Genomic DNA, 11,782 nt, shown 5'->3' on the forward strand with positions numbered 1-11,782 from the left:
TCAAATCTTATGAAAGATAAATATGACGCAGGCAAAGGAAACAAAAACTACGGAAGAACTTCATACTATATCAGAGAATATACCCTCTGATAAAGAGAGCTCTTCTACAATTATTGATACGCTTTCTGGACAACAAAAGGTTGCAGCTCTGCTTGTTGCTTTAGGGAAACCTGCTGCTGCACGTCTTTTAAAATACTTTACACCAGATGATTTACGCCATCTTAGTGGGCATGCACATACTTTACCCAATATTTCTCTTGCTGATTTTGAAATTTTGGTTCGTCAATTCGAAGATGCTTTTGCAGAAGGCGTTTCATTTTCAGAAGCCGGTGCAAAATTCGATAATTTAATACAAGAAACATTGCCAGAAGACGAAGCTGCGTTAATTTTTGATCCTTCAAAAGCACCAACACTACCTCAAGAAAGTATTTGGGATATCATTAAAAAATTAAACGTTGATACTTTACAAAAACATCTTGCACAAGAACATCCGCAAGTGGTCAGTTATATCATTTCTCGTCTTCCTTCTGAAATAGCAGCAAAAATCTTTATGGCGCAAACAATGTCTACACGAAGTGATCTTACACGCAGAAGATTACACCTACGAACAGTTTCGCCAGAAATGGAAACGCTTCTCGATCAAGCCCTACGACCTGCGCTTCTAAAGAACAATGATGAAGGAGACAAAGCACATCACAGTCAAGTAGCTGTAATTTTAAATGAGCTTGATAAAACAGACATTGATGAAATGTTGGCAAATCTCGACAATCTAAATCCAGAAGATGTAGAAAAAATCAAAGCAAAACTTTTTGTTTTTGAAGATATTCCACGTTTGACAGAAAGAGCACGATTGCTTCTTTTTGATGGAATTGCAGCTGATACTATAATTACAGCTTTGCGTAATGCGGAAGATCTTATGAAAGAACTTATTCTTAATTCTCTTTCACAACGGACACGCCGCATGGTAGAAACAGAGCTTGCTACAGAGAATGACACTATTCAACAAGAAGCGATTATCAATGCACGCCGTAGCATTGCTCAAACAGCTATTAAACTATCAGAACAAGGAACAATCAATCTTTTAGGAGAAGAAGGAACGTCCTAAAGGGCGCACTGAACCAATATGTCAGATGAAAAACCAGATAAAGAAAGTCAAACAGAAGAACCAACCGAATATAAAATTCGTAAAGAAGAGGAAAAAGGAAATCTTCCTTTTTCTCGTGAATTGCCTGTCTTTGCTTCACTTGTAAGCTTTAGTCTTATTTGCGTTTTTATCTCCTTTCCAGCTATTTCAAAACTTACCTATTTTTTGATCCAATGGCTTGAACGTCCAGAATCCTGGCGTATTAATACTGCAGAAGATGTCAAACACTTGATTTATTTAGTAGGTGGAAGTGTAGGCTTAGCCTTAGCTCCTATCTTAATTCTTATCCCTTTGCTTAGCATTACCGCATCAGCAGTACAGAATGTACCAAGATTTGTCATAGAGCGTATTCGTCCACAATGGTCGCGTATCTCTCCTGCCAATGGATTTAAGCGAATCTATAGTAAAGCAGGATTAGTTGAATTTTTAAAATCACTCACCAAGCTTATCGCTGTTAGTTTAATTATTTATATAATATTTTTCAAAAGCAACACAATTTTCATTAATGCGCTTTTAACAGATGCATCAGCTTTACCAAAATATATTCATAAAGAATTGATTAACCTGTCCCTCTCTTTTATTACAACAGTTATTGCTCTTGTAGGTTTAGACATCGCATGGTCCCGTTTTCACTGGCGTCAACAATTACGCATGACGAAACAAGAAATTAAAGAAGAACATAAAAACCTTGAAGGAAACCCTATGGTTAAAGCACGAATGCGTTCTTTATCACGAGACCGTATCCGCCGCCGAATGATCGCAAATGTCCCTACAGCAACTCTTATTGTAACAAACCCTACTCACTTCTCTGTTGCTTTACGCTATAAACCACCGCTTGATTATGCACCAGTTGTAATTGCAAAAGGACTAGATATCCTAGCACTACATATTCGTGAAATTGCCATCGAACATGAGATCCCCATTTTTGAAAATGTCACTTTAGCACGAACGTTGTACAAACAGGTTGAAATCGACCAAACAATTCCAACAGAATTATATGAAAGTGTTGCTGCCTTAATTCGTTTTATCAACAATCAAAAAAATCACTAAAACAATAATGCTTAAATAATGATATAAAGTCATAAAATGAAAAAAGATTATATAACTGAAATTCGTGAAATGGTCCTGGCGAAACAGGTTGCGCAATTTATTCCAGAACTACGATTAATTGACGTAGGTGATTTTATTGCATACATCCATACTGGACGCTTTAATTATCTTTCTGATCTCATTGAGAGTGCAACAGAATTGCGTTTTTATCCTCATACAATGCGCTTTGCCGGAAATGCCAGTTATGAACTGGATTGGAATACCACACCCAATATATCACTTCACATGGAGTTTTCTAATGAAGGGGTCAATGCTTTTTTCCGTATCTTTATGTCTGCTAAAGAATTTGGAGTTGAGCTGGATAATTGTATTTTTGATAATCCTTCTGATGAAGAAACCAATACCAGCACTTTCATGAATGCGCTTAATAATGCACGAATACAAAAACCACTTACGCATTAAGATAAAGCTATATTGATCTAAAAATATTGACTCATAAAGTGAAAAAATTATGCATAAAAAATGTTCTTTTCTTCGCAAATAAGTAGAAGCTTAAAATACTCAGCACTTTAGAAATAAACCTGTATGTAAACTAATAAGGTAAGTTGAAGCGCTTTTGATTCTCTCTGCTTTTTATGATCTAATCTCATATGTCTTTAGAAAAGAAATCTTCACATAACACTTTTATCAATTGTTATTTTTCTTTCAAATCAAATTAATGTAAAAGAATGCAATAAGAACAAAAAATCGAAGAATTCTTAAATTCCTTCGACAATAGGTATGTGGTCAATCTTTTATAGATACAAACTTTATTTACAATGTATTATATCACTACATTAGATAGTAACGGCTAATTTTTATGGTATTTATTATAAGATTTAGAAATAAATATTCATAAACATAATGGAAACAAGAATGCCAAATATACTTGTTATAAGTGCTGGTTTTATTATAAGCTCTCCAATGAGAGTAAACCTTTTTTATGAATCTTATCAATTTTTAGTTTAGAGATATCAAATTTTAAGCTTAGGTGAAGCATTAAGAATGATACACAAACTAATAAAACTAATTAACAAATTTAGAATTTGTTTTTATACTTTATTGCCTTTTAAAAGCTGATAAACACCCTTATCGTTTATTTTTCATTCCACGTATTTGATCAACTGAAAGATAGTTAAACTGTTTGACAAGCAAATCTTTCAGGACAGCTTTTGAAAAGCGTTTATTGACATCATCAATAATCCGTTCTTTGATCATCTCAAATTTTACTTTTTCAATTGCACGCACATCAGAATAACTCCCCCAAAAATATTGAAAAATAGTATCATTAATCAAAACCCCTACAGGAATAGATATCTCTTTTTCAGCTGTTTTATCTACTACATAAGCAAACTGCGCAATGATATACCCCTGTACATCACCATCAACCAAAATCGGAACACTCATGACTTCCGTATTATTAGAACCAATCTCTACAGCAACAGGAGCGGACTTTTCTGACGTGTTAGGATCAACCGCATTGACCCTAAGGCTAAAGACTAAAGCGCCCAAAGCCACCAAACAAACCCACAAACCCATTGCAATCATTCTAATCATCTAGAACGCCCAGCATTAACCAAAACTGGATCATAAGTTCCATCTGTTTCTTCAGCACGAACAGCAACCTGCATAATTTGAGATAAATCTCTCACTGCTTCCAAATGAATACGAAGAAGTTCACTATTACGGTTTAATTTTTCTTGTAAATCCGTTAACAAACTCTGTATCTCAATTTCAATATCCTGATCCATATAACGTTTTACATCATTCATTGATTTATTAAGATCACGCAAACCACGCGTTTTACGCAAATTAATTTCTTCATAATCTGGAGCACCGTGATTTTCCAGCATATTGCTTTCATAATCAACAACTTCTGCTAACCCTTTAATGGCAGCATTAAATTTAGTCATCGCCCAATCACGGCCAATGAGATTATTATTAAGAATTTTTGTTTTTAACGCAACATTTTCATCATCATATTGTACTACAGACATTTCCATTCCCCTCTAAAATGTTTATTAATTCTCATCTTAACAAGATGTTCATTTCGTTTTTATTTGATCCTCACTCACCAAATCTAGTTCATTTTTGTAAGTAACTTCATCTGCTAATATACGATGATCTTTAGCACCTAATTCTTGATCTGTTTCTAACGTAGATAATGATGTGCCCGTTTCTTTTCTCATGTGATCAAAAACTAACATCTGTGCAATGCCAATTCCACCAGATACTGCAAATTCTTTAGCCAATTGTTCAGCCATCATTGATTTCCAAATTTGTCCTGCTTGTCCTTTTCCAAAAATCGATTGTATATCGGTTGCAAACATACTCTCAACAAAAGTTTGCAACACAAAAGCTTCAAAATTTCTAAAAACTGCAGCTTCTTTACTTTGTACAGATTGCGGCCTGATATGAACCTGTTGAATAAGCCCATCAGAAACTAAATTATCTCGTACTTCTGAAGCCGAAGTAGTCTGTGCCAAATCTGCAAAACTACTCTCCTCTCGTTCAGTCGTCTGTACGCGAGCAAATTTTTGTAAAGAATACAATCTTTCGACAGAAGCACGATATTCAAGCGGATCTGCCGCACGGGCAACATCAAGCACAATATCAGAAGGAGGCTGAATAGCCATAGATTTCCCCTTTTTACCTAACTCTCGCTTTTCTTTGCAATTAAATTTCTATCTTATAAAACTTTTTCTTCCTTTTAATAGCTCTTTATAAAAAGAAAAATCTTCATAATTTATAACTATAGTAATAGATATAAACATCCAAACTTATGTCAAGCTGATGTCTTACCGATTTTATTTATAATATACTCCTCTAGCATATTACTAAATTGTTTCTGTTTTTCTATTGATTGAATTTCTTTATACTTGTCTTCTAATCTTTTCGAACGACTAGAAGCTTCACACACAACTTGCTTTTGTTGTGCAATTTTTCCTTGAAGGTTCTTTTCAAACTTAGCATTATGATGCAAACGTTTTGCTAAAAAAGAAGCATTCCAAAAATTGAAAGCCGAATCTTTTTCCATCAATGAGAAGAGTTCACGCGTCTCTTCCTGACAAGAAAAAAGTTGACCCTTCATATATTCCAATTCAGCTTTATGATGTGCTTCAACAAGACTTTGCACTTTTAAAAGTCTTCCATAACGTTTACTTTTCTGCGCCATTAAGATCCTTTCTTAAGCCAATCACGCAATTCAGAATTAAACAAGTGTAAAAGTTCTGGCATTAAAATATAAAGTAAAAATAAGCCTCCACACATAACAAAAGGTAATGAAATAAAATAAACCGGAATGGTAGGCGTTAATTTATTGAGCAATCCTATCGTAATATTAATCAAAATTGCATAAATAATAAAAGGCGCTGCTATCGACAATGTAGTTAAAAACGCACGCGATAAAGCTTCATGATAGTCTGTCAAAGCAGCTTCTGGATTTGGAATAAAAGCTAGAGGCACAATATCATAAGATGTTAGAAGGCCCTGAATAGTGATAATATGCAAATCGCTTGCAAAAAAGAGTATGACAGCTGCAAAAACTAAGATATTCGCAACATGTGATTCTGGCGTTGACTCAATGATACTATGACCAGGTTGGCCAGAAAATCCTATCGACATCCCAATAATTGAGGCCATAAATTGCAAAGCCCATAAATAAGCGTGAGCAATTACCCCAAAAGTACTCCCAATTAACATCTCAGCAAACAAAGCACGAACAAGCAGTGCAAGATTGGGTTTATCACCGAGAACCTTAAAGGATTCTGTAACCAAAGGAAGAATAGCAAGTGAAAAAGAAATGCCAATAAATAAACGCAAACTCATAGGAATGCGTACACTAGACATTCCTGGCATTAACATTAAACAAGCCCCAACCCGTGCAAAAATTAACAAAGCAATGGTTACCAATTGCTCAATTGAAAAAGATGTTAGGGGAAGAACAGATGTTAATGACATAAACCCCTTACCTTTTAAGAGATGGTTCCCAATGTTTTAACTTCAATTCCACGAGCAATTTCTGCATGGGAAAGTACAGGCAAAGTTGGAAAAAGACGTTCGATAATCATGCGGACATAAGGCCGCGCTTCAGGAGATGTAATAAGTGCAAAACGCGTTGCTTTTTCCATATGTTGTCGAATAAGTGCCGTCGCATCTGTCCCAAACTTTTCAAGTTCAACTGGATTAATATCAAATTCAATAATATCACCCTTCGCATCACGCTTTAACGCCTTATGAAAAACGAGATCCCAATGGCTTCCCATCCGCAAAACATTCAAAATGCCATTTTCAGATAAATCACCACAAATTTGTTGTGATATACGCAACCGTACATGCTCAGCAATCAGTTCACAACGCCGCACATGAGGTGCTATTTCAGCCACTGCTTCGAGAATAAGATTAAGATTACGGATAGAAACACGTTCTGATAATAAAAGTTTTAAAATCGATTGTAAGCCCGAATAGGAAAGATGTGTAGAACAAATCTCTTCCAATAATTTACGATATTCGCTACCCAAACGCTCAAGAAGAATGCGCATATCTTTATAAGAAAATAATTGTGCTAAGTTATTGCGCAAAACCTCACTCAAGTGCGTTAATAATACGGAAAGATTATCAACTGCCATATAGCCTTCACGAATTAATTCAGAACGAAATGTCTCTGAAGTCGAAAAAGCACGCATCCCAAAAGCTGGCTCAGATACATATTCACCTGGAATATTGGGAATAGGCTTATTGCCTGGCATAATAAGAACATCACCAATACGCATTTCATAAGAAGCAATAACCGTACCGTATAATTTGATCCAATAGCTTTTTCCGGGAACTGTATAATCATCGGATATTTGAATTTCAGGAATAACAAAACCATACTCCTGTGCAAACTTACGGCGCATTTTTGCGACACGATTAGCTAATTCAACTTTTTGCGGCAATAAACGTTGAGATAATTGCTTACCCATAGCAATTTCAATTTGTACTATTTCAAGAGATGCTTTTACTGATTGGCTCTCTTCCTGGCGAGCTATCTGATTTTCTTGTTTACGCAAAGCTTCTTGTGCAAGCGCTTCTCTTTTTAAACGACGTGGAATAGAATAACCAATCGAAGCCATCAGAACAGAAAAAAGGAAAAAAGGAAAAAAGGGTAAACCCGGCATCAACCCCAACATTAATAACAGTAGTGAGGATACAAAAAGAGCTTTAGGATATCCTCCAAGCTGCCCCAAAACAGCTTTTTCAGCAGAACCGCGTGTTCCCCCTTTTGAAACCAAAAGACCGGCTGCCAAAGAAACAATCAATGCAGGTATCTGCGTAACAAGACCATCTCCTACAGAAAGCTTAGTAAAAACATCCGCTGCACCAGACAATGACATTCCATGCCGCGTTACGCCAATAACAATACCACCAAAAATATTAACAGCCGTAATAATAAGACCAGCAATAGCATCACCACGCACAAACTTTGACGCACCATCCATTGCCCCGAAAAATGAACTTTCTTCCTCAAGCTCTTGACGACGATGCTGTGCCTCTTTTTCATCAATAAGACCCGATGAAAGATCAGCATCAATAGCCATTTGCTTTCCTGGAATAGCATCCAGTGTAAAACGTGCTCCCACTTCAGCAATACGCGTCGCACCTTTAGTTATCACCAAAAAATTGACGATAATTAAAATAGCAAAAACAACAAGACCAATAACAAAATCCCCACCCATAACAAATTGTGAAAAACCTTGAATCACATACCCTGCAGCTTTATAGCCTTCATCACCATGGGTTAAAATTACACGGGTGGTTGCAATATTAAGCGATAAACGCAATAAAGTTGCAATCAACAAAACTGTTGGAAAGGCTGAAAAATCAAGGGGCCTTTGGATCCATAATGAAACCATCAAAATCAAAACAGAAAATGCAATAGAAAAAGAAAGCCCTAAATCCAAAACAAAAGCAGGAACTGGTAAAAAGAGAACCATAAGAATAATAATAATTCCTGCCGCAAACGCAATATCTCGACCAGAAAACTTATCCTGGGGAATGATATTGACCGTTGAACTATGCTGCTGCACGCTTTTCTCCTTATATAATCACAACTGAGTACCTTTTATAAAAAGCTTTCTTTAGCTTATTTTCAAAGCATATCCAGTTCATTTTCCTTTGAGTTACCTTTGCTCTCTAATCCATTATCTCATTGTATAAAATAAATAATAAAGCTTGCGTGAAAATTGTGCTGTACCATGCAATCTCTCTGTATCAAAACAAATGCATAAATATAAAATATATCAAACCATAATAAATAAAGGATTATTTTAAGCTTGCTGAGCAGGTCATATCAACATATATTACATCATGTAACATTATGTGAATCATGAATAATACAAGTCGAAAAGGAGAATTTAGTGATTGATATTATTAAGACTACTATGCTCTATTCAACGCTAATTGTTGGTATTAACATTGCTATTGTAATTGCCTTAATTATGGGAGCATAATAAATAGCTATAGACTCTTTTGATATTTTCCTTGTTTTTATACTCCATTTTTAAAGAGCTTTAATAACAAGATAAGTATCTAGTGTACTGAAAAAGCTGATAGCAAATTGGAAATTATTTTGTATCAATGTATAGATTGGAGTTGAAAATATTCAGGCATAAATGAAAGTAATTTCTTAAAGCATAGTTTGCAATTAAGTCTATATAAAAAGTTTTTTTACTTCATTCTGTTTTTTAATCAGCAACTCATAACCCCAAAGTAAAGATCATTATACTCCTATCACTCTATAACACAGAACAAAGAAACATTAAGGCAAGCAGTTATTTTGAAAATTATGTTTTTTCTTCCTTAAACAAATTACCACAAGAATAAGAATGCATATGATGTATTGTGATTATTAAACATATTTTAACTTTTTTATTAACTAAAAAGAAAGAAGCTCTAAACATTGTACAATATATCTTATACAAATAGGGAAGAAACACACAATGATTAACTCAGATCTTAAAATATTTGTTTCACCCACCTATAAACGGAAACTCCATATTGTCCATGATATTTTGGAATATAGCCTTGTGCTCATAGTGAGTTTAAGCGCTGTTTTTTCTGCTTTCTTTTCCTTTTTAAATCATTTTTAAGGTATATTTTTGAAAGTTAATGCTTCATCTAACAATGAAAGTGGTTGTTTTGTCCTCAAAACTGCTTGTGCTTCTTTTTCATCGTGTTGCATTTGTGCCACCAAAGCTTCCAACCCATAAAATTTTTCTTGTCTTCGTAAAAACTGCAAAAAAGAAACCGTACAATTTTCACCATAAAGATCACCATCAAAATCAAATAAATAAGTTTCTAGTACTGGTACTCCATTACTAACAACAGTTGGCCGACATCCAAAACTTGCAATACCATCATATAAAGTACCATTAGCACGACGGAATCTGACCGCATAAACACCGTGTGCTAAACCCGTCTGAGGAAGCAAAAGCTGATTGGCTGTAGGAAACCCTAATCGCCGCCCAAGTTTTTCACCTTGTATAACATTTGAGCGCACCCGATAGTGATAACCTAGCAAATGAGCTGCTTGTGATACTTGTCCTTTTAATAAGAGCTTCCTAATAAAACTTGAAGAAATCGTTTGTTGTTCTGCAGTACATAAACAAGGAATTTGCACCACTTCAAAACCATATTCTTCACCTCTTTGACAAAGAAAACGAATATTTCCACTCTTTTGACAACCAAAACGAAAATTTTCTCCTGTTACTACAGCAGAAACATCAAAAGTTTTTTTTAAAATTACAGTGATGAATTCATCGGATGAAAGAGCAGAAAATTGTGCATCAAAAGGTTGCTCTATTACTCCATGAAAACCAAGAATTTTAAAAATTTCAGCTTTTTCAGCAGCTTGCGTTAAACGATCAACAGAAGTTGAACCTTGAAAAAAACTTTTTGGATGCGGTTCAAATGTTAAAACAAGGGCCGGTCTCTTTTTTTCACGTGATAAATCAAGAGCTTTTTGTAAAACTACTTGATGACCAAGATGAACACCATCAAAATTACCAATCGCGAGCACCGCACCACGCCATGCTAAAGGAAGAAGATTACATTCCTGTAGACGCAAAAAATCAAACATTACTGAAGCATCCACATCATTGCGTGTGGCTGGTAACCATAACGATCGAAAAAGGCATGCAAAGCTTCTTTATTCACAATACCATTGTGACTATAATCATGATGATGAATGCCCCCCATAATATAAAGGGAATCAAGACCAAAACGAATCGCTCCTTTAACATCGGTTAAAAGCCCATCACCAATAGCCAAAACTCGGTTTTTATCCACTATTCCACGAATTTTCTGTAATTTTTTAAAAGCACACTCATAAATTGGAGCATGAGGCTTTCCAGCAATACGCACTTCACCTCCTAATTGTTGGTACAAACGCGCTAAAGCACCAGCGCACCAAATTTCTTGATCTCCACAATGAACAATAATATCAGGATTCGCACAAATAAAAGGTAAATTCCTTTCTCGCAAACGACGAAACATCCCTTCATAAGCTTCTGGTATCGCCTCTAAATCTTCAAGAAAACCACTACAAATAATTGCAGAAGCTTCTCCTTCTTCAACCAATTCGCAAGATAATCCTTCTAATAAAACCAAATCACGTTGTGGACCAATGAAAAAAACTTTACGTGGCACAGAGCAAATAAGATCACGTGTTACATCACCTGAAGTAACGATTTCATCATAACACTCTGTATCCACTTGCATCATCTGTAATTGGACCACCACATCTTCTTTTGGTCGAGGAGAATTTGTCAATAAAACGACACTTTTCCCCATTTGTCGAATTTTTTTCAATGCTTGCACTGCCGATTCAAAAACCTGCACACCATCGTGTACAACACCCCAAACGTCACAAAAAACAGCATCATATTGCCTTATGAGAGGATCGATATGTGTGAGTTCTTTCATAAATACACCTGTTGATGTGTTCGATTTTTTTAGGCTATCTCTTATGTTTGTATATCAATATGCCAATTCTTTTATTTTAAATATATTGATCTCTCTATATTTTAAAAATTACAAACAGTATCATAAGCCTAAAGAAGAGGATTTTCAAACTCTCTCTTATAAAACTCTATACAATGTTCCTTTTTCTTGAAAAGATTTCTATTCATTTTTGGAATTCTTCTATGTCCTTTGTGCAAGACGACCAGAAATTGTTTTGAATATTAAAAAAATCAAAGAACAAGTTAACTCCCTAATATAGTAAAATAAGTCATTTATATAAGATAAATTTATCTTATAATAAGAAATATTTTTATTTAAAATATTATAAAAATTTTTATAATATGTTTTATAGAATAAAATGTAAAATGGTATGATTTTATATAGAATTTTACTTCATCTATTCTTTCATCTCTTTTAAATGAAGAGCTTATAAGAGGTAATTTCTTCATAAAAAAGTACTAAATTAACAAATAAATAAAATTCCTTTTATAAAATTATACAATTCTCTCTATAAAAAATAGTTAGTTGCTTTCTATCCATGAGAAA

11 protein-coding genes are annotated in these 11,782 nt (G+C 34.7%); 3 read left to right on the forward strand and 8 right to left on the reverse strand.

The window, feature by feature from the left end:
* Positions 1–22: 22 nt before the first annotated feature.
* The 3 genes from Bho11B_RS05660 to Bho11B_RS05670 are packed head-to-tail and all read left to right on the forward strand — an operon-like array spanning position 23 to position 2,656.
* Entirely contained in the window at positions 23–1,105 is a 1,083-nt protein-coding gene (locus tag Bho11B_RS05660) for a flagellar motor switch protein FliG (RefSeq protein ID WP_078673876.1), read from the forward strand.
* An 18-nt stretch (positions 1,106–1,123) separates the two neighbouring features.
* Positions 1,124–2,194: a flagellar biosynthesis protein FlhB gene (flhB, locus tag Bho11B_RS05665; RefSeq protein ID WP_078673877.1), complete on the forward strand. Its 1,071-nt coding sequence runs from the start codon at positions 1,124–1,126 to the stop codon at positions 2,192–2,194.
* 36 nt (positions 2,195–2,230) lie between these two features.
* The gene (locus tag Bho11B_RS05670; protein ID WP_035007121.1) at positions 2,231–2,656 is read left to right on the forward strand and encodes a hypothetical protein; all 426 of its coding nucleotides are present in this window, start codon (positions 2,231–2,233) and stop codon (positions 2,654–2,656) included.
* Positions 2,657–3,322: 666 nt separating this feature from the next.
* Here the strand turns inward: Bho11B_RS05670 and Bho11B_RS05675 are convergent.
* From Bho11B_RS05675 to Bho11B_RS05710, 8 genes are all read right to left on the reverse strand, one after another.
* Positions 3,323–3,790, reverse strand: a complete 468-nt coding sequence (locus tag Bho11B_RS05675; protein WP_078673878.1) for a hypothetical protein — start codon at positions 3,788–3,790, stop codon at positions 3,323–3,325.
* Complete coding sequence (locus tag Bho11B_RS05680) at positions 3,787–4,230, reverse strand: flagellar protein FlgN (protein ID WP_035007117.1); 444 nt, start codon at positions 4,228–4,230, stop codon at positions 3,787–3,789. Before Bho11B_RS05680 ends, Bho11B_RS05675 begins: the two co-directional genes overlap by 4 nt.
* Positions 4,231–4,278: 48 nt before the next feature.
* Entirely contained in the window at positions 4,279–4,869 is a 591-nt protein-coding gene (locus Bho11B_RS05685; RefSeq protein ID WP_078673879.1) for a rod-binding protein, read from the reverse strand.
* 149 nt (positions 4,870–5,018) lie between these two features.
* Positions 5,019–5,408 carry a hypothetical protein gene (locus tag Bho11B_RS05690; RefSeq protein WP_035007112.1) on the reverse strand — a complete coding sequence of 130 codons (390 nt, stop codon included), beginning with the start codon at positions 5,406–5,408 and terminating at the stop codon, positions 5,019–5,021.
* A complete protein-coding gene (locus Bho11B_RS05695) occupies positions 5,408–6,193 on the reverse strand; it encodes a flagellar biosynthetic protein FliR (RefSeq protein WP_035007109.1) in 786 nt (261 codons plus the stop codon). The genes Bho11B_RS05690 and Bho11B_RS05695 overlap by 1 nt, the downstream gene beginning before the upstream one ends.
* A gap of 14 nt (positions 6,194–6,207) precedes the next feature.
* Positions 6,208–8,301, reverse strand: a complete 2,094-nt coding sequence (gene flhA, locus Bho11B_RS05700; RefSeq protein WP_078673880.1) for a flagellar biosynthesis protein FlhA — start codon at positions 8,299–8,301, stop codon at positions 6,208–6,210.
* Between the two features lie 1,058 nt (positions 8,302–9,359).
* Positions 9,360–10,352 carry a bifunctional riboflavin kinase/FAD synthetase gene (locus Bho11B_RS05705; RefSeq protein ID WP_035007106.1) on the reverse strand — a complete coding sequence of 331 codons (993 nt, stop codon included), beginning with the start codon at positions 10,350–10,352 and terminating at the stop codon, positions 9,360–9,362.
* Positions 10,352–11,197: a TIGR01459 family HAD-type hydrolase gene (locus tag Bho11B_RS05710; protein ID WP_078674158.1), complete on the reverse strand. Its 846-nt coding sequence runs from the start codon at positions 11,195–11,197 to the stop codon at positions 10,352–10,354. Before Bho11B_RS05710 ends, Bho11B_RS05705 begins: the two co-directional genes overlap by 1 nt.
* Positions 11,198–11,782: the final 585 nt, after the last annotated feature.

This window comes from Bartonella sp. 11B (assembly GCF_002022625.1).
GTDB lineage: Bacteria > Pseudomonadota > Alphaproteobacteria > Rhizobiales > Rhizobiaceae > Bartonella > Bartonella rochalimae.

What these genes read in the sequence shown, in the direction of transcription:
- Bho11B_RS05660 (WP_078673876.1), top strand. Translation starts at nt 23, where the DNA reads ATGACGCAGGCAAAGGAAACAAAAACTACGGAAGAACTTCATACTATA.
- flhB (WP_078673877.1), top strand. Translation starts at nt 1,124, where the DNA reads ATGTCAGATGAAAAACCAGATAAAGAAAGTCAAACAGAAGAACCAACC.
- Bho11B_RS05670 (WP_035007121.1), top strand. Translation starts at nt 2,231, where the DNA reads ATGAAAAAAGATTATATAACTGAAATTCGTGAAATGGTCCTGGCGAAA.
- Bho11B_RS05675 (WP_078673878.1), bottom strand. Translation starts at nt 3,790, where the DNA reads ATGATTAGAATGATTGCAATGGGTTTGTGGGTTTGTTTGGTGGCTTTG.
- Bho11B_RS05680 (WP_035007117.1), bottom strand. Translation starts at nt 4,230, where the DNA reads ATGTCTGTAGTACAATATGATGATGAAAATGTTGCGTTAAAAACAAAA.
- Bho11B_RS05685 (WP_078673879.1), bottom strand. Translation starts at nt 4,869, where the DNA reads ATGGCTATTCAGCCTCCTTCTGATATTGTGCTTGATGTTGCCCGTGCG.
- Bho11B_RS05690 (WP_035007112.1), bottom strand. Translation starts at nt 5,408, where the DNA reads ATGGCGCAGAAAAGTAAACGTTATGGAAGACTTTTAAAAGTGCAAAGT.
- Bho11B_RS05695 (WP_035007109.1), bottom strand. Translation starts at nt 6,193, where the DNA reads ATGTCATTAACATCTGTTCTTCCCCTAACATCTTTTTCAATTGAGCAA.
- Bho11B_RS05705 (WP_035007106.1), bottom strand. Translation starts at nt 10,352, where the DNA reads ATGTTTGATTTTTTGCGTCTACAGGAATGTAATCTTCTTCCTTTAGCA.
- Bho11B_RS05710 (WP_078674158.1), bottom strand. Translation starts at nt 11,197, where the DNA reads ATGAAAGAACTCACACATATCGATCCTCTCATAAGGCAATATGATGCT.